Here is a 22,410-nt window from a genome sequence, read left to right as displayed (position 1 = left end):
TTGCGGCTGGGTTGTGATGCTGTTGTCTGTCCATGCAAGTCAATCCAGCCCGCTTTGATGGCGTGAGCAGTGGTGTGCGTCGTTACAACGGCGAGTACCAGAGCCACGCGCACGACCATGTGCAGATCATGTTCGGCTTGCAGGGCCGCATGGAACTGGAGGTGGCTGGCCACAGTGCTTTTGCCGATGCCTCCTGTGGTTTGCTGATTCCTGCGGGCGTGTCTCACGGCTTTCTGGCTGGCCCGGACACCCGGATGTTTGTGATCGAGCTGCCCGCACAAGAGGATCTGGGTCGCGCACGCAGTTTTGCGGTCACTGCCGCTTGCCGTGAGAGTGTGGTCTGGGGTGATGCCAGCGTGCAACTGGCCCAGGTACTGCAGGCGCCGCGTATTCTGGCGCGCCGTGGCATCGATCTGGCGCGCTTGGATGCAGCTTTGAGCAGCGCCTTGTTTGAAGCCTGGAGCACACAACGCATGGCCGCGCTGTTCTATTTGAGCCCCCAGCGTTTTCATGCGCGGCTGTTGGAACTCACCGGGCAAACGCCGCAAGACTATCTGCGCCGTCTGCGCCTGGATGCGGCCGAGCGCTTCGTGCGCCAGGGCCTGGCGCTGGAGGCGGCCGCTTTGCAGGTGGGCTACCGCTCCGCCAGTGCCTTGAGTTATGCCCTCAAACGCGACCGCCAACTCGGCGCTCGCGTTCTGCGCCAAGCCTGACCACAGGTCAAGAGGATCTCGCAATTTGGTACGCCACCCGGCGGCACCATGTGGCCATGAAACATCCAACATTGATCGGTATCGCCATGGCGCTCTGTGCCGCTGCCCTGTGGGGCACCACCGGCACCGCACAAACCTTTGTCTCGGCCCAGGCGTCGCCCTATTGGATTGGTGCTTTGCGGCTGGCCATTGGCAGTGTCTTCTTCGCCGCCTGTCTGCTTGTTGGTCGCGCGGGTCATTTTGCTGGCGGTCAGGGCTTGCGAACCGTCTGGCGCTGGGCGCTGCTGGCAGGCACGGCCGTCGCGATCTATAACCTGAGTTTTTTTGCCGGTGTCAAGGCCACCGGGGTGGCGGTGGGCACCGGGGTGGCCATTGGCAGCGGTCCGGTGTGGGTGGGCCTGTTGGAGGCCTTGTTCAACAGGCAAGCGCCGCGTCCGGTCTGGTGGCTGGGAACCGCCTTGGCGGTGGCCGGCATCAGCTTCATGATGATGGCCGGTGGCGCCGACGCCCAGGTGAATGTGGCGGGTTTGGGGCTTTGTCTGCTGGCGGGGTTGTCGTACGCCAGTTACACCATCGTCTCCAAACATCTGGTGGGGCTGACGACGCCGACCATGGCGACGTTTTTGGTGTTCTCCGTGGCGGCGGTGATGGCTGTGCCGGTGGCGGCGCTGGTGTCGCCACCCTGGGTGAACTCGGCCGCCACCTGGTGGATGGTGACTTACCTGGGTGTGGTGGTCACCGGCGTGGCGTATTTGTTGTTCAGCCATGCCTTGCGCCGGGTGTCGGCGGCCACCTGTGTGACCTTGACGCTGGCCGAGCCGGTGACAGCTTTTGTGCTGGCGATTGTGGTGGTGGGTGAACAACCAGGCACCCTGGCCTATGGTGGCCTGGCACTGGTGTTGCTGGGCCTGTTGTGTGTGGTGTGGGGCGAAACCAGGCCACAAGCTGCGGGTAGTTTGCCGTGAAGCCTGCGGGTTGTCGCGCACAGCGGATGATGGTATGACAAGCCTTTTTGGCCTCTAGCCCTTTTATATCAAGGGCAGAACGCTATTTTATTGATAGTTTTTGCCGTTGAGATACGACACTTGTGCTACCGCCCCTTTGGCCGCGCCCGGTGCCTGCTTACAATCCGCTACCCCACCAAGAGACTGACTTCCCATGAGCATCAAAAGCGACAAATGGATCCGCCGCATGGCAGAGCAACACGGCATGATCGACCCGTTCGAGCCCGGCCAGATCCGCCAGCGTGACGGCAACAAAATCATCAGCTACGGCACCAGCAGCTATGGCTACGACATCCGCTGCGCGCCCGAGTTCAAGGTGTTCACCAACATCCACAGCACGGTGGTTGACCCGAAGAACTTCGATGAGAAGAGTTTTGTCGACTTCAACGACGACGTCTGCATCATCCCGCCTAACAGCTTCGCACTGGCGCGCACCATGGAGTACTTCCGTATTCCGCGCAATGTGCTGACGATTTGCCTGGGCAAAAGCACCTACGCACGCTGCGGCATCATCGTCAACGTGACCCCGTTCGAACCCGAGTGGGAAGGGTATGTGACGCTGGAGTTCTCCAACACCACACCGCTGCCTGCCAAGATTTACGCTGGTGAAGGCTGCGCCCAGGTGTTGTTTTTCGAGAGCGACAAGGACGACGTCTGCGAAACCAGCTACAAGGATCGCGGCGGCAAATACCAGGGCCAGCGTGGCGTGACCTTGCCCAAGGCCTGAGGGTGCAGCGGCCCTGCCGATGGTGAGCAGCCTGACTCACGCGGGGCGTGCGCTTGGCCCGGCCTTTGGCCGCTTGCCAGCAGAATGTAAGGCTTGGGCGATAATGAGGGTTTGCTCCAGTTCGTGGGGCTGCACCAGCTATCGGATGGGTAGCAACTGACACTGGCTCTGAATGACCGACCTGACTCCTGATCTTTCGAACGAATTAACCGCCGACACGCTCCCCATGGCGTTTGCGCAGCTGCAACTGTCGGCACCTCTGGCCCGCGCCGTGGCAGAGATGGGCTACGAGTCCATGACCCCGATCCAGGCGCAAGCCATTCCCGTGGTGCTGCAAGGCCGCGACGTGATGGGTGCGGCTCAGACCGGCACCGGCAAAACCGCAGCCTTTGCGCTGCCGTTGTTGCAACGCATGCTCAAGCATGAAAACGCCTCGACCTCACCCGCGCGCCACCCGGTGCGTGCGCTGGTGCTGTTGCCCACGCGTGAACTGGCGGATCAGGTGGCCGAGCAGGTTCGTCTGTATGGCAAATACACCAACCTGCGCAGCACCGTGGTGTTTGGTGGCATCGACATGAAGCCGCAAACCGCTGAGCTCAAAAAAGGTGTGGAGGTGCTGGTGGCGACCCCCGGGCGCTTGCTGGACCACATCGAAGCCAAGAACTGCGTGTTGAACCAGGTCGAGTACGTGGTGCTGGACGAGGCAGACCGGATGCTTGACATCGGTTTTCTGCCTGATCTGCAGCGTATCCTGAGTTACCTGCCCAAACAACGCACCACCTTGCTGTTCTCGGCCACCTTCTCGCCGGAGATCAAACGCCTGGCCAACAGCTACCTTCAAGACCCGGTGACGATCGAGGTGGCGCGCTCCAATGCCACCGCCTCCACGGTCGAGCAACACTTCTACAGCGTGGGGGATGACGACAAACGCCACGCCCTGCACCAGATTCTCAAGCAGCGTGAGCTCAAACAGGCTTTTGTGTTTGTCAACAGCAAACTTGGCTGTGCCCGACTGGCGCGTTCGCTGGAGCGTGAAGGCCTCAAAACCACCGCACTGCATGGCGACAAAAGCCAGGACGAGCGCCTGAAGGCGTTGGAATCGTTCAAAACAGGCGAGGTGGACTTGCTGGTGTGTACCGACGTGGCCGCGCGCGGGCTCGACATCAAGGACGTGCCGGCGGTGTTCAACTTCGACATCCCGTTCCACGCCGAAGATTATGTGCACCGCATTGGGCGCACGGGCCGTGCAGGTGCGGCCGGTCTGGCGGTGAACTTTGTCTCCAAGAGTGATGCACGCCTGATTGCCGAGATCGAAAAACTGCTCAAGACCAAGATTGAGCTGGAAGCCATCGAGTTCGAGGAAGACCTGCCCGATATCCGTAAGCAGGGCCACATCAACGATGGTCGGCGTCTGTACAAACAAGAGAGCGAGACTTCTGGACGTGATGCTTATGTGGCGCGTGCGCCGCGTGAACCACGCAGTGACTACAAGCCTAGAGCGCGCGCGGCCGCACCGGCCGATCCCTTCTTTGACAAACCCTATGAGCCATCCTTGCCGCCCGAAGCCGCTCCCCCGTGGGAGGCTGCAGCAGCGCGGCCCGGGGTGCGCACCATTTCCGGCAACATCCGCTCCAAACGCAAGGTCGCGGCGCTGTTCACCCCGGTTTAACCGGGTTCAGTCTCCGGGGCGTTGCGCTTGTGGGCAAGACACCTGGATCAGTTCATGGGTCGCCTGACGGCTCTCGCCGAGCTTGAGGGCGCTGAGAGCACCACCCCAGACACAGCCGGTGTCCAGTGACAGCACATCGGTGCGGCCCAGCCAGCCCAGGGTGGACCAGTGGCCAAACGCCACACGCACATCGGCAGTCTGGCGGCCTGGCACCTCAAACCAGGGCAGGTAACCGGCTGGCGCCGCAGCCGTGCCGTCGGTGACAGAAAACTCCATCTCTCCCTGTGGCGTACAAAAACGCAGCCGTGTCAGCGCGTTGACGATGACACGCAGCCGCTCAACACCGGTTAGTGCATCACTCCAGCCAGCGGGCGTGTTGCCATACATCTGGTGCAGGAATTCTGGCAGCCCGGCGCTGCGCAACACGCTTTCCACTTCGCTCGCGAGTGCCATGGTTTTTGTAGCACTCCAGCCAGGCAGGACACCGGCGTGAACCATCAAATACTCTGAACCTTGGTGCTGTAGCTGGATCGCCAGGCGCTGCTGGCGCAGCCAATCGAGCAGGGCGGTCCGGTCTGGTGCGTTCAGCACATCCTCCAGGGTGTCCTTGCGCCCCGGTTTGCGGGCGCCGTGTGCCGCAGCCAGCAGATGCAGGTCGTGGTTGCCCAGAATGCACTGCGCAGACTGGCCATAGGCCATCAGTCGGCGCAACACGCCAGCAGAGTCCGGCCCTCGGTTGACCAAGTCACCCAAAAGGTGGATCGTGTCGCGGCTGGGTGAGAAAGAAATGGTGTCGAGCAAGTGTTGCAGAGCGCCATCGCAGCCCTGCACATCACCAATCAGGTAAAGTGCCATGGTCTTGATTGTCGTTTGTACCGCATGGAATTTTTGCTGATTGTTTTTCTGACCCTGCTCAATGGTGTGTTTGCCATGTCTGAGCTGGCCCTGGCGGCGAGCCGCAAATCGCGCCTGAACGCGATGGCTGAAGGGGGCGACAAGGGTGCGCAGGCCTCGCTGACGCTGCTGGCCAACCCCAACCAGTTTCTCTCGACGGTACAGGTTGGCATCACCTCGATTGGTGTGCTCAACGGCATCGTGGGCGAGGCTGCGTTCAGCGATGGGTTGGCGCACTGGTTACACACGCTGGGTGTGGCAGAAAAAGCGGCAGCCCTGTCGGCCACCGCGCTGGTGGTGACACTGATCACCTTCACCACCATCATTTTTGGGGAATTGGTGCCCAAACGGATTGGCCAGCTTTACCCGGAGTTGGTGTCACGTTGGGTGTCCCGGCCGATGTTGTGGCTGGCGCGGGCTGCGGGGCCGTTTGTGAAACTGCTGTCGGGCTCGACCGCTGCTGTTCTGCGGCTGCTGCGCATTGACACCAACACCTCGCGTGCCATGACCGAAGAGGAAATCACCGCCAGCCTGGAAGAGGGGGTGGATGCCGGTGTGATCGAAGAACACGAGCACCAGATGGTGCAAAACGTGTTCAGCCTGGACGACCGGCCCCTGACCTCGCTGATGGTGCCCAGTGCCGAGGTGGACTGGCTCGACGCCAGCATGACGGTGGCCTTGAGTCTGCAGAAAGTGGGCGCGGATGGGGCCGAGAAGTCGCACTCCTGGTACCCGGTGTGCCGGGGTTCGCTGGACGATGTCATTGGCAAGGTCAGTGTGGCGCGCTTGCTTGAACTCGGGGCCAACAGTCCGGGCACGCTGGCAGACTATGTCACCCCCGCCGTGTTTGTGCCAGAAACCCTCAGCGGCATGGAGTTGTTGGAGCAGTTTCGCGCCAAGGTGGGGCGCCTGGTGCTGGTGGTGGACGAGTACGGCGTGGTGCAGGGGCTGCTGACACCTTACGACCTGCTCGAAGCCATCACCGGAGAATTGCAACCCGGTCTACAGGCCGATGCCTGGGCCACCCAGCGCGAGGACGGCAGCTGGCTGCTCGACGGCATGATGCCGGTGAATGAACTCAAGGCCCGGCTTGACATTGACGAGCTGCCCGACGAGGACCGGGGTCGTTACAACACGGTGGCGGGTCTGTTGATGGCGGTGAGTGGCCATTTGCCGTCCATCGGTGAAAAAATCGAGTGCGACAACTGGTTGTTTGAGGTGATCGACCTGGACGGCAAACGCATTGACAAGGTGCTGGCCAGTCTGTTGCCCCGCACAGACTAAGCGGCCCGGTGTTCAGGCGCGAACCGCGAGGCGGTAGGCCAGTTGGCCCAGCAGCTCATGCAAGGCCAGGCGCCATTTCGCTACCCCTTGATCCATCGAATACTGTGACCAGGGTGTACTGACACCACTGCGAAAGTCCACCGGGTACGCAGAGACGTTCCAACCCGCACGGCGAAATGCGGCCATGGCACGTGGCATGTGGAATGCCGAGGTCAGCAGCAGCCAGGGCTGGTTGGCATCTACCCCCGGGAGTTGGCGGCTCAACACCGCGTTTTCATAGGTGGTGCGTGAGGCCGATTCGAGCAGCAGCTGGCTGGCGGGCAGCCCTTGGCCCTGGAAGAATCGGCTGGCACGTTCGGCCTCCGACAGGCCACTGGCAAACAGCTCACCTTCGCCACCAGTGAACAGCACAGTCAGCTTCGGCAGCTGGCGCAGCAGAGGGATCACCTCGGTCATGCGTTCGGCGGCGCTGTTCAAGGCGCTTTGCTGTGGTGCGGTCCAGACGTAAGCGGGCTCCAGGGCGCCACCCAGAACAACCACCCCTACATAAGCCGCCCCAAGCGTGTTGGGTGTAACGGCGGGGTACTGCGTCTCGAGTGAGCGCAAGACCATATTGGGCAAAGGCTCCCAGCCGAGCAGCATCAGCAAGCCCAGTGCCGAGGCACACAAACGTTGGGCCCAACGGGGGCGGGTGCGAATCAACAGCAGGCCGGCCAGCAGCAGGGCAGCCACCCAAGCCAGTGGCTGGGTCAGAAACATCAGCAATTTGGAAGCCAGAAACATCGGGGTCAGTGTTGGGTGTGTTTGTGCACAGAAGAACAAAAAAGCATGATCAAAGTCAACGCTTTGTTAATGAATAATTAATGATTGTGGCTGGGGGATATACTGAACAGCAACAAAACACAGCGTCAAATCAGAGCCTGATTTTGACGCCTCAGTGTATTGGTGCCGCATGACACACAGCCACATAGACGGGAACTACGATGACCCTACCGATTGAAGCCATGAACACCTTGCGCGATCGGCGCGCGAAGATCACCGACCACATCAATCCGGAGAAGCTGGCTGCTTTACATGCCAAAGGCATGTTGTCGGCACGCGAGCGGGTGGAGAACCTGTTTATCCAGGGCAGCTTCCAGGAAATGGGCATGCATGCCCACCACAACGCGGTCTCGTTTGGCATGGCCGGCCGAGAGTTGCCGACCGACGGTGTGATCACCGGCACCGGTTATGTGGGCAACATGCAGGTGGCGGCTTTCAGCCAGGATTTCCAGGTGCTGGCAGGCACCATGGGCAAAATGCAGGCCCGCAAAATTGTGCGCCTGATGCGCCATGCCTTGCGTGTGGGGGTGCCGATGGTCGCGTTCAAGGACTCGGGCGGCGCTCGGATTCAAGAAGGTGTGGATGCCTTGTCGGGTTATGGCGACGTGTTTTATTACAACGTGGCGCTCTCGGGTGTGGTGCCGCAGATTGCCGTGGTGCTGGGCCCCTGCGCGGGTGGCGCGGCTTATTCACCCGCCTTGATGGACTTTGTCATCATGGCGCGGCACAACGCCTACATGTTCCTGACCGGCCCCGAGGTCATCAAGGCCGTGACCGGGCGCACCACCACCATGGATGAGGTGGGCAGTGCCGAGATGCATGCGTCGGTCAGCGGCAATGTGCATTTCATTGCCGAAGACGACCAGCACGCGATTGCCCTGGTCAAAAATCTGCTGTCCTACCTGCCTTCCAACAACACCGAAGAGCCGCCGCATGATCTGTCGGTGCCGATTGAGGAACAGGTCGACATGGGCATGGCCGAGCTGATTCCCTCCGATTCCTCGGAGCCCCTGGACATCCATGCGGTCATTCGCCGTCTGGTGGACCGCGGCGAGATGCTCGAAGTGCATGCCAACTTCGCTCGCAATGTGGTGGTTGGGTTTGCCCGCATTTCTGGCGCGGTAGTGGGCATCGTGGCCAACAACCCGATGGTGATGGCTGGCGCACTGGACATGGACGCAGCCGACAAAATCGCGCGTTTTGTGCGTACCTGCAATGTCTACAACATTCCGCTGGTCACGCTGGTGGATGTGCCCGGCTTCCTGCCCGGTGTGGATGAAGAGCGCGGAGGCATCATCCGCCACGGCGCCAAGATGCTGCATGCGTTTGCGTCGGCCACGGTGCCCAAACTCACGGTCATCTTGCGCAAGTCCTACGGTGGTTCCTACCTGGCGATGTGCAGCCAGGAAATGCGGGCCGACATGGTCTACGCCTGGCCGTCGGCAGAAATTGCGGTGATGGGGGCAGAGGCTGCCGTCAAGATTTTGTACCGCAAGGAGCTCAAGGAAGCTGCCGACCCCAAGGCCAAGGCGGTGGAGTTGACCCAGCAGTACCGCGACGAGTTTGCCTCGCCTTATGCCGCCGCGTCCAACTTCTACATCACCGATGTGATTGACCCGGCTGACACCCGCTGGACCCTGGCGCTGGCCTTGCGCAAGACGCTGGGTAAACGCGAACTGCGCCCGGGCAAAAAGCACGGCAACATGCCGCTGTAACCCTTCACCACAAGAAGTTTCACGATGAATCAGCCCGTTTTGTTTGCACTGCAGGTCTACGGTATCGCCATCGTCATCGCGATGCTGGTGGCGGTGTTGATCAAGGTGATGGTGTCTGTCACGGGGCGGCTTGAACGCATCACTGCGGCCAAGACGGTGCCGCAGGGTGAGGTCTGCCCGGTGGCCGAAGGTATCCCCGAAGAAGACGTGGCGGCCTTGTCGGCGGCCATCTTTGCGGCGATTGGTGCGCACCACATCTTGCATATTTCGCCCAGCCATCGCACCTGGTCCAGCCACGGGCGTGCGGCACAACATACATCCCACGCCGTGTTGCAACGGCCTCAACATTAAGGCAGGAAATCACCATGACCCGATTGTTCAAAGTAACTGTGAATGGCCGCGAATACGATGTGGCGGTTCTGGAACTCACCCCGGGCGCCGCGCCCTCGACCGCACCGGCGTTGTCGGCCCAGCCAACAGAACCGGTGGCCGGCGGTGTGGCTGCTGCTGCGCCCAGCCGCGCGCCCAGCGTGGCGGCTGCGTCGGCTGGCGCTGGCGATGAGGTGGCCCAGATGGGTGGCGTGATTGTCCAGGTCAATGTCAAGGTGGGCCAAACGGTGGCCGTGGGTGAGAGTCTGCTGGTGCTGGAAGCCATGAAGATGAAAAACCATCTGCTGGCCAGCCGCGCTGGCACCGTGACGCGGGTTCTGGTGGCGGCGGGCGACGCGGTGGAAGGTGGTCAGCCTGTGCTGACCATCCAGTAATCTCGCCAAGGCCTGAGTCACACGCCATGGAAAATTTGAGTTTTCTCGATCTGTTCCAGGGCATTGCGACCCTGGTCGCAGCGGACCCGTCCATCATGTATGGGCGCATCTTCTTGATGTTGCTGGGCTTCTTGCTGATTTATCTGGGGTCACGCCAGGTGCTGGAGCCCTTGTTGATGATCCCGATGGGCTTGGGCATGTCGGCCATCAATGCGGGCGTCATGTTTCTTGACAGCGGCAAAGCTGGCACGCTGTTCATTGACCCATTGATGTCGAACCCGACCGACCTGGTCAACATCCTGCAGATCAACTGGCTGCAACCGATCTACACCCTGACCTTCAGCAACGGTTTGATCGCCTGTTTTGTGTTCATGGGCATCGGTGTGCTGCTGGACGTGGGGTATGTGATGGCACGCCCCTTCCAGAGCATGTTCATCGCGCTGTTTGCCGAGTTGGGCACGATTGCCGTATTTCCTATCGCCATCGCCCTGGGCATGGCGCCGGGTCAGGCGGCGTCGGTGGCGACCATTGGTGGTGCGGATGGTCCGATGGTGCTGTTCACCTCGCTGATTCTGGCCAAAGACCTGTTTGTGCCAATCACCGTGGTGGGTTACCTCTACCTTGGCCTTACCTACGGTGTCTACCCGTATTTGATCAAGTGGCTGGTGCCTGAGCACATTCGTGGCATCAACATGTCTGCCGACCTCGGGCCCAAGATCAGCCGATCCCAAAAAATGGTGTTTGCGGTGGTGGTCTGCACCCTGCTGTGCCTGCTGTTTCCGGTGGCTGCGCCGTTGTTTTTCTCGCTGTTTGTGGGGGTGGCAGTGCGTGAAAGCGGGCTCGAGTCTTTCACCAAACTGTTGGGTGAAACCTTTTTGTACGGCGCCACATTCTTCCTGGGCCTGACCCTGGGGGTGTTGTGTGAAGCCAGCACCTTGCTCGACCCGGTGGTGCTCAAGCTGCTGTTGCTGGGTATGCTGGCGCTGCTGATTTCTGCCCTGGGTGGTTTGGCGGGCGGCTACATCCTGTACTTTGCCACCGGCAAAAAATTCAACCCGATCATCGGTATTGCCGGGGTGAGTTGTGTGCCGACCACCGCCAAGGTGGTGCAGAAAATTGCTTCACAAGCCAATCCCTCGGCCATCATCCTGCCGCAGGCGCTGGGGGCCAACATCAGCGGTGTCATCACCAGCGCCATCATTGCCGCAACCTTTGTGAGCGTATTGCGCTGAGTCAAACCCGCTGTCATCAAAACACGCATGCACGGGTAGCGACTTGAGGTCGCGACTTGGTGCGGTTGTCGGGTGTGTTCACCACACCCGCGCCGCGCACCTCCAGCTGGATGGTGTCAAGAACACAACCCCTGGCATCGGTGATCTGCACCAGGTGCCGCCCGGGCCAGGGCAGCCAATGCGCTAAGGTGCCTCTAGCGAATACTTTGCCATCCACCAACCAGCGCACCCCGCTACCCGTGGCGCTGAATGTGATGCGTTGGTGGTTCGGCGGAATGTCTGGGTCGAGCGCGACGATGGTGCCGTTGGTGGGGCTGCTGATGCGCACACCGGCCGGGCCGACATTTTTTAGGCCATTTTGACCTTTATCCCTTTTTTTATAAGGGCTGATAGCTTCGTTATCAATAGCGAAGTGGGTTTGTTGTGTGCCTTGAATAAACCATTCCGAGCGGGCCGCCTCCAGCGGCAAAGTGTTGTGGGTGTTGGCATTGGGTTCTGCAAACTGCACCGGCACTTGCACCAACCCCGTCGGTGGTCTGGGCGCGTGGCTGGGCTGGGTTTGGTGCAGGTAATGCATCACCGCAGCCCAGATGGGCGCCGCGCCGCTGGTGCCGCTCACGTCCCACATCGGTGCGCCGCTGGCGTTGCCCACCCACACGCCCACCGTGTAGTGTTGTGAATAACCCAGCGCCCAGTTGTCGCGCATGTCTTTGCTGGTGCCTGTTTTGACGGCACTCCAAAACCGCGTAGCCAGGATGCTGTCGGTGCCAAAGGTGCGGGCGCGTGCCAGTGGGTCACTCAAGATGTCACCCACGATGAAGGCGGCGCGTGGGTCCAACGCTGCGTGCGTGGTTGGTTTGGGACCCAGCATCAGAGTGGTTGCGCTGGTGCGCCCGCCATTGGCCAGCGCACGGTAGGCGTTGCTCAGTGCCAGCAGCGACACCTCAGCACTGCCCAGGGCCAGGCTGTAGCCGTAGTAGTCGCCACTTTCCTTCAAGGGCAGGCCAAGCCCGACCAGTTGTTTGTGAAAGGCGTCGGGCGACACCATGACCAGGGTGCGTACGGCGGGCACGTTCAGCGACGCGCCCAGCGCGGTGCGCGCTGACACCCAGCCTTTGAACTGGTGGTCATAGTTTTGCGGAATGTAGAGCCCGCTGGTGGTTTGGATTTGGGCGGCCGAGTCTTCCAGCAGGGTGGCCGCAGTGATGCGCCGCTCGGCAATGGCTTGGGCGTACAAAAACGGCTTGAGGGTGCTGCCGGGCTGGCGCAGTGCGGTGACACCATCGACCTCGGCGGCGTTGCTCAACTCGCCCGACGAGCCCACCCAGGCCAGCACCTGGCCGCTGGCGTTGTCTAGCACCACTAACGCGCCGTCCTCCACATGGCGGCTGACAAGTTCGCGCAAATGTTGTTGCAGCGTTTGCACCGCAAAACGTTGCAGCGGGGCAGACAAGCTGGTGGTGATGCGGGTCGGCGCTGCTTGGCCCACAGCGCCGCGCAGCACCTGGCGTGCGGCGTGCGGCGCGAAACCTTCGCTGGCGCCATAGTCGCGTCGTTGCAGGGCGCCCGTGGTGAACATCTCCAGTGCGTCGCAAGAGGCGGATGCATTGCGGTTGTGCAAAGCTTTTAACACCCCACAAGCGCGTTGTGCCACCAGCTTGGGGGCGGCATTGGGCGCACGCACCAGCGCGGTTGCCACGGCGGCCTCATGCTCGTCCAGACCGTGCGCGGCCTTGCCAAACAAGGTCTGGCTCAGGGCGTCGATGCCCACCAGCTCACCCTTGAGGGGCACCAGATTCAGATAGGCCTCCAGAATCTGGTCCTTGCGCCAACGGCGCTCCAGCCACTGGGCGGATACGGTTTGCTGCACTTTTTGAAGCACACTGCGCCCGCCAGAAGCGCGCTTGAGGTCATCGTCCAGCAAACCCGCGAGCTGCATGGTGAGGGTGGAGGCGCCGCGTGTTTTGGTGTTCCACAGGTTGGCCCACGCGGCCGCCGAAACGGCCTGCCAGTCCACGCCGCTGTGTTCATAAAACCGTTTGTCTTCCGACAGCACCAGCGCGCTGCGCATGGCCGGCGAGATGTCAGCCAGCGCCAGCCACTGGCCGCGCCGCACGGAGGCGTCTGTGCGCACCCGCTGCAGCAGTTGGCCATGGCGGTCAAGGATTTGCGTGTCAGACGGTTTCCAGGCGGCTTTTACCTCATCAAAACTGGCTGCAGCCCATGAGATATGAGGGCAGATAGCTACTGAAAAAATAGCGATATAGCGGGCAATATGCAAGGGCTTCACGATGACAAGAGTGGTGGCGGGTTGAGCAAAGACCAGGCCCTTACAGGCCTTGTCACTTGCCTGCCTCCACCTTCACCCGCGCATTGGGCGCCTCACCAAACATCTCGGGCGCGTACATCGCTTCGACGCGTGAGGGCGGCAGCGAGAAGTCGCCGACGTTGTTCAGGCGGAGGGTGTAGGCCATTTTGACCGTGCCCTTGGGCAAAAACTGGTAGTAGCTGCGGAAGGATTCGAAGCTGCGTTCTTCAAACGCGGGCCAGCCGTCGCCTTCGCTTTTTTCGCCCTGGGTGGCGATTTCACTGTCACGGCCCAGACCGCTGCCCAGAATGGTGGCGCCGCCGGGTACCGGGTCGGTGATCACGGCCCAGCTCATGTCGGCGTTGGCGGTGACTTCCAGCGTGATGCGCAACACGTCACCGCGGGTGTAGCTGCCAGCGGGCAGGCTCTTGTTGGCCTGCTCAACCGGTTGAATAGTTTTTTTGATCTGGTAACCGGCAAAAAACGGCTTCTTGAGCTGGATCGCTGCGACCGACTGCAGCGTGAGCCAGGGTTTACCGGTGCCTTGATGGGTGACGCTCAGCACCTCCTTGTCAGCCGTTTTGCCCCAGGGCAGGAACATGCTGTTGTTCTTCAGGTTGCCGGGCGCGGCGGGTGCGCCAAACCAGGTGGTCTGGTGTCCTGCGCCTGACGTATCCGTGGTTTTGATGCGTTCGACCTTGTTCCAGTCCACGCTGGCGGTGTTGACGCCCATGCTGGCCTTGGTGGTGCCGGAGACGGGCGTGGCTTCAAATTTGGCCGAGAACTTCTCCAACGCCAGACCGCCCCACAGGTTGGCGGTGGTGGTGTGCCAGGCGCCGTTGTGCTGACGGGCAATGAAGCCGTTGGCCAGGCGACCCATGTCGTCTTGCCAGGCGGGGTCGTTCATCACCGCCAGCATCAGGCGGGCGGTGTTGACGTCGCCGTTTTGCATCAGCCACCACCAGTAGTCGTCACGCTCTGTGCTGAAGAGCATTTTGGTGCCCTGGTAGCTGATGCGGCTCTTTAAGATTTGGTTAGCCTCAACCAGACGTTTGTCGTGGTCAGGCACATCCGGTACCCGTTTCAAGATGTTCAGCCAGTCGATCACCGCGTGGGTCGGCCATTGGTTGGGGGCGATGGTGATGCTGCCCAGCATGCGGCCCTGGGCTTTGCCGTAGCGCGACAGCGCCTCGATGGCCGCGAGTTTGCGCACGTCCAGGTCCTTGCGGGGGCTCCAGAAGCTGCGCTGGATCTTGCCCTCCACAAAATTGATCAAACCACGTTCCATCGGGGCACGTGCATCGTCGCTCAAGGCAAACGCGGGGTCGATGTCGGCGGCCTCATGGGTGGCGGCCAGCAGGTAGGCGGTGAGGGTGTCGCTGCCGTGATTCGCCTCGCCATCACGCGGCGGGAAGTAGTTGGCCAGGCCGTCTTGATCCAGGTAACTGGGCAGCTGCGCCAGCACGGTTTGCCACAGTTTGCCGTCACGCAGGCCAATCGCCTTGCTGGTTTTTTGCTCCAGGCAGGCAAACGGGTAGTTGGCAAACCAGTCTTTCACACCGGGCAAACCCTCGGCCAGCTTGGGCTGCAGCGACATCTTCAGCCCACCGCGCCCAGGCAAGGCATCGGCGGGTGGCGCCACATCCAGTGTGAAGGTTTTGTCGATCTGCACCAGCGTGGCCTGTTGCACGGTGAGCGGCACGGCGGGGATGATGCGTTGGCTGGCCTTGAGTGCATCACGCGCACCGCTGAGGGTGTCCTTGGCCTCGATCTCCCACAGGATGGCCTCCGAGCGGGTTTGCGCCAGTTGCGCCGGGGCTTTCACGGTCCATATGGCCTCACGAGCCTCTAGTCCAGGTATGTCAATGGTTTGTTGCTCTAAATTCAGGAGAGTGGCGCGTGGCGTCACCTGCACCTTCATGGCCTGTTTGGTGGTGTTGCGCAGCGTGATCTGGGCGCGGTAGACGTCGTCTTCACGCACCAGTGGCGGCAGGCCGCTGATGATCTGCAAGTCTCGTGTGGCGCGGATGCTGGTGCTGCCGGTGCCAAACAGACCGGTGCTCGCATCGGCCACGGCAACAATTTTGAACGTGGTCAGCGCGTCGTTGAGTGGCACGGTTACCGTGGCGCTGCCCTTGGCATCGAGCTTGATGGCTGGGTTCCACAGCAGCAAGGTGTCGAGCAGCTCACGTGTGCCGCTGTGTCCGCCACCACCACCCGCTGGCACGGCTTTGCGGCCATAGTGGCGTCGGCCAATGATTTCCATCTGTGCCGTGGACGTTTCCACACCCCAGCTGCGGCGCTGCAGCATCGCGTCGAGCAGGTTCCAACTGGTGTTGGGCATCAGCTCCAGCAGGGCTTGGTCCACGGCGGCCAGCGCGACTTCGGCGTTGGCAGCGGGCTGGCCGTTGGGCAACTTGACATTGATCGTCACTTTGGCCTGGCTGCGCACCGCGTAACTTTCTTTGTCGGTCTTGACACTGACTGCCAGCTGGTGTGCCTGGGTGCCAACGCGGATCTCCGCCACGCCCAGGCGAAAGGCCGGTTTACTCAAGTCGACCAGTGCGGTGGGGGCCACGTATTCACGGCCCTCGTACCAGAAGCTGGTCCACCACTCGCGTGGCGCCTTGTAACCCCAGGTGAAGAAGCTGTACCACGGCACCTCGCGCAGGCGCCCACGCAGTGCCAGCACACTCACATACACATTGGGGCCCCAGCCCTCTTTGATCTTGAGTTCAACCGTCGGGTCCTGGCCGTTTAACTTCACCACCTCGGTGTGCAGGATGCCTTCGCGCTCCACCGCGACCAGTGCTGTGGCAAACCGGAACGGCATACGCACCTGGAACTTGGCGGTGTCACCGGGCTGGTAGCTCTTTTTTTCAGGCAGCAAGTCGATGCGGTCGGTGTTTTCGCCACCAAACCACAACTCACCCTGTTTGGTGACATACACGCTGGCGGCGGCCTGGATGTTATTGCCCGCGCTGTCACGTGCCGTGACAACCAATTCCACCTCACCGGCTTCGTTCAGACTGGCGTCACATAACAACAGACCGCGTGCATCACTTTTGCCGCTGCAGACGCTGCCCAGGTCTTTCAGGCGGGTTTGGTTGTCATAGGTGTAGAAGCCACCGACCATGCGTTTGCGGCTGGTGGTGGTGATGCGGGCAATGGCCTTGACCTCCAGCGCCACGTCGGCCTGGGGTTTGCCACTCAGGTCGAGTGCCAGCGCCTGGAATTTGATTTTTTGACTGCTGGACACCCAGCCCTCGGTCTTGATGCCTGCCACCACATTGGCTGGCCACAGCGTTTGGGTGCTGCGCAGGGTTTGCACCTCGCCGTTGGGGTCGGCGTAGCTGGCTTCCAGCAGCAGGTCTTGTGGCTGGCGGCTGCTGGGCACCGGGTCGATGCTGAGTTTGCCTGCGCCGTTTTTGTCCAGCATCAGTGGCAGTTTGTCGGCGATCACCTTGGCATCTTGGCCGGTGTTGGTTTCTTCCTCGTCTCGGCTGGCTGTGGTGTTGCCTTGTGGCGGCGCGAAGCTGAAGCCTTCAAAGTCGTTAAAACTTACCGCTTTGCTGCGCACCATCGCTGACACACGCACCGGCAGCTTGCTGGCACCGCCGCCCGAGACGTAATTCACCTGCACGTCCACTGGCACAAGCTTGGCATTGACCAATGGTTTTTTGTCGCTGGGGGTGATGCGACCCTCCAGCACCGGCAGGCGGAATTCCTCCACACGGAACTGGCCGCTGTCAAAGCTTTGGTGATGCTCGCCGCCGCGCAAAACCACCTCGTAAACCCCCAGCTTGGCCGCTGGCGGTATCGCAAACGTGCTCTCGGCGCTTTGGCCGCCGGTGGCGGTTTTGCGCCAGACCAGGGGCTGGCTGTACTGCTGGCCGCTGCCCACATGGGTGATCACCAGCGTGTCGGGCTGGCTGCTGGGCAGGCCAAAACCTTGTGATGTTTCGCTGCGCAGCAGGTGTTTCATCGACAGCGTTTCACCGGCGCGCAACAAGCTGCGGTCAAAAATGGTGTGGGCGCGCTCATCCGGCTGGGCCTCAGAGCTGGTGGGCAGGTTGAAGCGCCAGGGTTCGATGCCTTTGTTCCAGTCGCTCCAGGTAAAAGCCATGTCCAGCACACCGGCCTGTTGGGCGCGGGCGCTGACAAAGTAGGCGTTGTTGTAGCCCTCGTCACCGCTGCACACCGGCGCGCGCGGGCTGATACCGGTGAAGCTGGCCATGCCTTGTGCATTGCTGGTGGCTGTGGCCACTTCACGGCCTTGGCAGTCAGACACCACCACCCGCGCGTTGGCCACGGGTGTGCCTTTGTCCAGTGTGGTGACCCAGGCCAGCGCATTTTCTCGGCCCAGTTTGAAGTGCACACCCAGGTTGGTCACCAGCGCCGACGTGCGTACGTACATGGTGCGCTTGGCGCCAAAACGTTCGTCCAACAGGGACTCACCCAGCTTGGGTGACGCGACTTCCACCACATGGAAGCCGGGGCTCAAGGGAATACCCACCACTTCAAACGGGCGTGGGTCGGTGCTGGCCGGTTTGGGCAAGTCCAGTTTCTTGACGCCAGCGTGCCCTTGCAGCAAGGACACCATGCGGGTCTGCACCTCGCTGTTTTTTGGATCACCTGGTAGCTGAGGCAGCGGCGTGTGAATGTCCTTTGTGGCCTGCTTGCGCGACACGTTGTAATCGTCGTAGCGCTGCACTTTTCTGAACCAGGCAATGATGTCTGCATCCGACGTGGGGTTGAGGTCGCTGACTTTGCCTGTGCTCGGCTGGCCGCCTGGGCTCAAGGCCTTGACCGACAGGTCAGCTTCCACACGGCGCAGTGTGATCGGTAACATGGCCAGACCATCCGGCTCGGCAAAGCGTTCCAAGATGCCAAAAGGCGCGGCGGCAAACTTGGCAAGCGGTGGCATGGGCCCGGTGGCCACCTTGAGCGGGAAGCTGTCGGCATTGCGCAGGGTACGACCCGACGCGTCTTGAAAGCCGTTGGGCAATACCAGTGAGAACGCGGTCAGCTCCGGCAACAGCGGTTTGAAGCTCACGCTGCTGACCACGCTGTCGTCGTCGCCTTCTTGCTCGTCAAAACTGGGTTTGAACGTGTCTTTGGCCGATGTCAGGCGGATGCCCTCGAGCAGCTTGCGCGCCACCGGCGCATTGAAGCTCAGGCGCAGCGGGCGGATCGGCAGGCAAGCAGACTGTGCGTTTTCACGCTCACAGGTCAGGTTGGCGGCAAACGGCTCACGCACCTGGAAGACGAAACGCGACTCCACTGAATTAACAATGCCCTTGGCAACGCCGGTGGCAGCTGGGCTGGCCACCCCCTTGCCATACACCAGCGTGACTTTGGCACCCGGCGTCAGGCGCCGGTTGCAGGCCAGCGTGACAAAGCTCAAAGGCTGGCTGGCCGCCTGCTCCTCCAGGCCTTGGGAGGCCAGCAAGGCCTCGCGGTCTTTGCCGCTGATCAGCCGCACGGCCAGGCGTTCACCAACACCATCGGCGCTGCACCACATGTTGGCCTGCAGACTGGTCAGCGTGGCGGGGCCGCTGAGTTGCAGGATGAAAAATTGTTCTTCATCGATGCGTGAGCTGGGGCTTGGCTGGATGCTGCGTACAAATGGACCGCCACTATTAAAGTGGTAGCTATCAGCCCTTGTGATAACTTGGCCGGAGGTCGATTTGAGTTCTTTTTTGAGCTGAGCGGTGCAGCTCACACCCGGTGCTAGATCGGCCGCCAGATCGAAAACCCACTGCCGGTCAGTGAGCCAGCGCCCCGTGCCTTGGCTGGCTTGGGCATCACTGCAACGCAGATCCAGCGGTGCGCTGGCCTTGGGGTCGCCGAAGTTGACAACGGCAGCATCAAACTTCACCACCACCTGGTTGATGCGCGCCATTTCACCTTGCGGTGAGAAGCTGACCACCTGGAACGCGTGGCTGAAAACAGATGTGGCCAGCAGGCTGCCTGCTGCCAGGAGTTTGATGAGGTTCACTGGGAGTCCTTAGAGTGATCACTCATCCTAGCCCAAGCGATTTACAACGCCTTTTGTACCAGGGCTCCGGTGTACAGGTAGGGCAGACGTGGCATCCGGCCCGCTTCAACGCCACCTTTGTTCTCGACACTGATCGCCAGGCCCACCGCCTGCGACAGAATTTTGTCGCTGACCGGGACCTGCGCGGTTTTTAACTTGGTGGGCAAGACACCCAGAGACAGGGGGCGCCCCTCGCTGTCAAGTGCCCACAGTTGCATGCTGTCCTCTTGGCCTTCCTTGACGTCATTGAGGCGCTGCACCTGAAGGTAGGCATCCTGCAGGTCAAAGCTCAGCAACATCGCGGGCTGTTGTTTGTCATCCAGCAAGACCGACACGTATTTGATCTGCTGCGTGGTCTTGAGCTTGGTTTGCAAATGGCTGACCTGGGCCTTGAACTGCTCCATCATGCTGGCCATGGTGGCGGCCGCCACCGCCAGCAGGATCACACAGGCAATGGTGGCCAGACGCCAGCGTTGCAGCGCCCAGTTGTAGGGTTTGGGAGGGGTGTTGTCGGGGGTATCAGTCATTCAAGAGCTCGATGTAGGTCAGGGGAGGGCGCAAGCCGCGCTCTGGGACACATTAGACCGCAGCCTGGTGGCTGCGGCTGTTCAGGTGACCCGGCTGCTTAGGCCAGGCGTTGCTGATGGCGTGCGATCTGGGCCCGCACCTGCACCGGTGCGGTGCCACCGAGGACTTGGCGCGCGTTGAGTGAGCCGCGCAGCGACAACACATCAAACACGTCCTTGCCGATGTGGGGGTTGAACTCCTGCAACACCGCCAGTGGCAGCTCGGACAGGTCCACCTGGTGGCTGACGGCAGCTTTGACGGCGTGGGCCACGGTTTCATGGGCATCGCGGAACGGCAGGCCTTTTTTGACCAGGTAGTCGGCCAAGTCGGTGGCGGTGGCATAACCCTTCAGCGCGGCCTGTTCCATGGCTTGGGCATTGACGGTGATACCACCTTCTTTTTTGCCAGTGGCCGGGTTGAGCTGGCCGCCGATCATTTCGGCAAAGATGCGCAGCGTGTCCTTGAGCGTGTCCACCGTGTCAAACAGCGGCTCCTTGTCTTCCTGGTTGTCTTTGTTGTAGGCAAGCGGCTGGCCTTTCATGAGGGTGATCAGGCCCATCAGGTGGCCAACCACGCGGCCGGTTTTGCCACGCGCCAGTTCAGGCACGTCGGGGTTTTTCTTCTGCGGCATGATGGAGCTGCCGGTGGTGAAACGGTCGGCAATTTTGATGAAGCCGAAGTTCTGGCTCATCCACAACACCAGTTCTTCACTCAAACGGCTGATGTGCACCATGCACAAGGAGGCCGCTGCTGTGAATTCAATCGCAAAGTCGCGGTCACTCACCGCATCCAGGCTGTTTTGGCAGACCTGGGGGCGGCCTTGTTCGTCGACCATTTGCAGGGTTTTGGCCACACGTTCACGGTCCAGCGGGTAGCTGGTGCCAGCCAGGGCGGCGGCGCCCAACGGCAGGCGGTTGACACGGCGGCGCACCTCGGCCATGCGTTCGGCATCGCGGCTGAACATTTCCACATAAGCCAGCATGTGGTGGCCAAAACTCACTGGCTGCGCCACCTGCAGATGGGTGAAGCCGGGCAGGATCACGTCCACATGTTGCTCTGCCACCGCCAGCAGGGCTTTTTGCAGCTCGGTCAGCAGCTCGGAGATCAGGTCCATCTCACCACGCAACCACAGGCGCACATCTGTGGCGACCTGGTCGTTGCGGCTGCGGCCGGTGTGTAAGCGTTTGCCCGCGTCACCCACGAGTTGGGTCAGGCGCGCCTCGATGTTCAGGTGCACGTCTTCCAGGTCCAGCTTCCATTCAAAGGCACCGGATGCGATCTCAGAAGTGATTTGGGCCATGCCTTGCTCGATGGCGGCCAGATCCTTGGCGCTGATGATGCCTTGGGCGGCCAGCATGTCGGCATGCGCCAGGCTGCCTGCGATGTCGGCCTGCCACAGGCGCTTGTCAAAAAACACGCTGGAGGTGTAACGCTTGACCAGGTCACTCATGGGTTCGGAAAACAGGGCCGACCAGGCCTGGGACTTTTTGTCAAATTGGTTTTGGCTCATGGTGTGTCAAGGGTGAGTAAGCGGGAAGTTTAGGCGGGAGCTTGTGACCGGGAATCATCAATAATGGGCGGCGCAAGCAACTGTTCGCCGCAACCCGCTGGTCAATGAAAGATTCTCAAATTTTATCGGTCTTCCAGGAGACCACCTTGCAGACCGCTCCCAAGCTGCCGTCAGCACCCGACCGCCTGGTGTTTGACGCCTGCCGGGTGGGCGTGGTCTTGCGTGCGGTCCTGTTTGTGGAGGTCTCTGTGGCGGTGGTTGCCATGTTTGGCGCGGCCGATGCTTTGCAGTGGCTCACACGGCTGTCATTGATCACAGGTGCCGCCTTGCCAGCCACCCTGGTCTGGTTGCTGCTGGCCTGCAGTCTTAAAAAGCTGCTGGCGCGCCTGAGGCCTGCTTTGCAGCAGCTGGCCGGTGTGCTGCTGGGTGCGCTGGCGGGGCTGTATGGCTGTGGTCTGTTGTGGTTCATGGGGCTGCTGGAGAGCGCCCCTTGGTGGGCCAGCGCCTGCAGCGGGGCTTTGCTGTCGGCGGTGCTGGTGGCCGTGCTGGTGTTGCGCGCCAAAGGCAAGACACCGGCCGCCACCACCGCGCGCCTGGCGGAGTTGCAGGCCCGTATCCGGCCGCATTTTTTGTTCAACACCCTCAACAGCGCGATTGCCTTGGTGCGCGCCGAGCCGCGCCAGGCCGAGCGTTTGCTGGAAGACCTCAGTGACCTGTTTCGCTACGCACTCACCGTGCAGGCGCAAAGTGTGACGCTGGCTGACGAGATTGCGCTGGCCCAGCGTTACCTGGCGATTGAGCAGGTGCGTTTTGCCGAACGTCTGCAGGTGGAATGGGCCTTGGATGTGCAGGCGGACGGTGCCCGTTTGCCGCCCTTGCTGCTGCAGCCCCTGGTTGAAAACGCGGTCAAACACGGGGTGGAACCCAGTCCCGGCGGCGCGCGCATCCGGGTCAGCACCCAGCGCCGTGGCGACGTGGTGGTGATCAAGGTCAGCAACACCGTGGCGGCCACGGCGGCGCCCAGTTCACCCGGTCATGGCCTGGCCTTGGACAATGTGCGCGAACGCTTGAGCCTGTTGCACGATGTGCAGGGGCGTTTTCAGTGTGGTTTAAAAGACGGTGTGTTTCAGGTCAGGATCGAGGTGCCAGTATGAGGGGCTT

16 protein-coding genes are annotated in these 22,410 nt (G+C 61.3%); 10 read left to right on the top strand and 6 right to left on the bottom strand.

Annotated elements, in window-relative coordinates:
* Window positions 1-32: 32 nt before the first annotated feature.
* The 4 genes from RF819_RS03840 to RF819_RS03825 all read left to right on the top strand — a co-directional run bounded on the left by RF819_RS03840 (window position 33) and on the right by RF819_RS03825 (window position 4,113).
* Window positions 33-713 (top strand): helix-turn-helix domain-containing protein, encoded by a 681-nt coding sequence (locus RF819_RS03840; protein WP_078363745.1) that lies wholly within the window; start codon window positions 33-35, stop codon window positions 711-713.
* Window positions 714-769: 56 nt separating this feature from the next.
* On the top strand, window positions 770-1,678 hold the full coding sequence (locus RF819_RS03835) for a DMT family transporter (RefSeq protein WP_078363744.1): 909 nt from the start codon (window positions 770-772) through the stop codon (window positions 1,676-1,678).
* A 193-nt stretch (window positions 1,679-1,871) separates the two neighbouring features.
* Window positions 1,872-2,444, top strand: a complete 573-nt coding sequence (gene dcd / locus RF819_RS03830) for a dCTP deaminase (protein ID WP_078363743.1) — start codon at window positions 1,872-1,874, stop codon at window positions 2,442-2,444.
* A gap of 226 nt (window positions 2,445-2,670) precedes the next feature.
* Complete coding sequence (locus RF819_RS03825; RefSeq protein ID WP_420853885.1) at window positions 2,671-4,113, top strand: DEAD/DEAH box helicase; 1,443 nt, start codon at window positions 2,671-2,673, stop codon at window positions 4,111-4,113.
* 6 nt (window positions 4,114-4,119) lie between these two features.
* On the opposite strand, the gene RF819_RS03820 is transcribed toward RF819_RS03825, so the two are convergent.
* Entirely contained in the window at window positions 4,120-4,968 is an 849-nt protein-coding gene (locus RF819_RS03820) for a symmetrical bis(5'-nucleosyl)-tetraphosphatase (protein WP_078363741.1), read from the bottom strand.
* Window positions 4,969-4,992: 24 nt separating this feature from the next.
* On the opposite strand from RF819_RS03820, the gene RF819_RS03815 reads away from it, so the two are divergent.
* A complete protein-coding gene (locus tag RF819_RS03815) occupies window positions 4,993-6,291 on the top strand; it encodes a hemolysin family protein (protein ID WP_078363740.1) in 1,299 nt (432 codons plus the stop codon).
* A 12-nt stretch (window positions 6,292-6,303) separates the two neighbouring features.
* On the opposite strand, the gene RF819_RS03810 is transcribed toward RF819_RS03815, so the two are convergent.
* A complete protein-coding gene (locus RF819_RS03810) occupies window positions 6,304-7,074 on the bottom strand; it encodes a YdcF family protein (protein ID WP_078363739.1) in 771 nt (256 codons plus the stop codon).
* Window positions 7,075-7,274: 200 nt separating this feature from the next.
* On the opposite strand from RF819_RS03810, the gene RF819_RS03805 reads away from it, so the two are divergent.
* From RF819_RS03805 to RF819_RS03790, 4 genes are read left to right on the top strand one after another with little or no spacing between them, the layout of a single operon-like run.
* Window positions 7,275-8,828, top strand: coding sequence for an acyl-CoA carboxylase subunit beta (locus tag RF819_RS03805; protein ID WP_078363738.1), 1,554 nt, complete (start codon window positions 7,275-7,277; stop codon window positions 8,826-8,828).
* A gap of 24 nt (window positions 8,829-8,852) precedes the next feature.
* A complete protein-coding gene (locus RF819_RS03800) occupies window positions 8,853-9,179 on the top strand; it encodes a hypothetical protein (RefSeq protein ID WP_078363737.1) in 327 nt (108 codons plus the stop codon).
* A gap of 14 nt (window positions 9,180-9,193) precedes the next feature.
* Window positions 9,194-9,592: a biotin/lipoyl-containing protein gene (locus RF819_RS03795; protein ID WP_078363736.1), complete on the top strand. Its 399-nt coding sequence runs from the start codon at window positions 9,194-9,196 to the stop codon at window positions 9,590-9,592.
* 26 nt (window positions 9,593-9,618) lie between these two features.
* A complete protein-coding gene (locus tag RF819_RS03790) occupies window positions 9,619-10,824 on the top strand; it encodes a sodium ion-translocating decarboxylase subunit beta (protein ID WP_078363735.1) in 1,206 nt (401 codons plus the stop codon).
* Window positions 10,825-10,840: 16 nt separating this feature from the next.
* Here RF819_RS03790 and pbpC read toward each other — a convergent pair whose 3' ends face one another.
* The 4 genes from pbpC to argH all read right to left on the bottom strand — a co-directional run bounded on the left by pbpC (window position 10,841) and on the right by argH (window position 21,249).
* Complete coding sequence (gene pbpC / locus RF819_RS03785; RefSeq protein ID WP_420853883.1) at window positions 10,841-13,114, bottom strand: penicillin-binding protein 1C; 2,274 nt, start codon at window positions 13,112-13,114, stop codon at window positions 10,841-10,843.
* 52 nt (window positions 13,115-13,166) lie between these two features.
* Entirely contained in the window at window positions 13,167-19,133 is a 5,967-nt protein-coding gene (locus RF819_RS03780) for an alpha-2-macroglobulin family protein (RefSeq protein ID WP_244899867.1), read from the bottom strand.
* A 41-nt stretch (window positions 19,134-19,174) separates the two neighbouring features.
* Window positions 19,175-19,699 carry an anti-sigma factor gene (locus tag RF819_RS03775; RefSeq protein WP_078363733.1) on the bottom strand — a complete coding sequence of 175 codons (525 nt, stop codon included), beginning with the start codon at window positions 19,697-19,699 and terminating at the stop codon, window positions 19,175-19,177.
* Window positions 19,700-19,797: 98 nt separating this feature from the next.
* A complete protein-coding gene (gene argH, locus RF819_RS03770; protein ID WP_078363732.1) occupies window positions 19,798-21,249 on the bottom strand; it encodes an argininosuccinate lyase in 1,452 nt (483 codons plus the stop codon).
* Between the two features lie 104 nt (window positions 21,250-21,353).
* Between argH and RF819_RS03765 the strand changes: the two genes are divergently transcribed.
* Window positions 21,354-22,403 carry a histidine kinase gene (locus RF819_RS03765; RefSeq protein WP_078363731.1) on the top strand — a complete coding sequence of 350 codons (1,050 nt, stop codon included), beginning with the start codon at window positions 21,354-21,356 and terminating at the stop codon, window positions 22,401-22,403.
* The last annotated feature ends 7 nt before the right edge of the window (window positions 22,404-22,410 follow it).

Source organism: Rhodoferax fermentans, assembly GCF_002017865.1.
Lineage (GTDB): Bacteria > Pseudomonadota > Gammaproteobacteria > Burkholderiales > Burkholderiaceae_C > Rhodoferax > Rhodoferax fermentans.
Note: the sequence above shows the minus strand (reverse complement) of the source record. Positions and strands in the feature narration are given on the sequence as shown.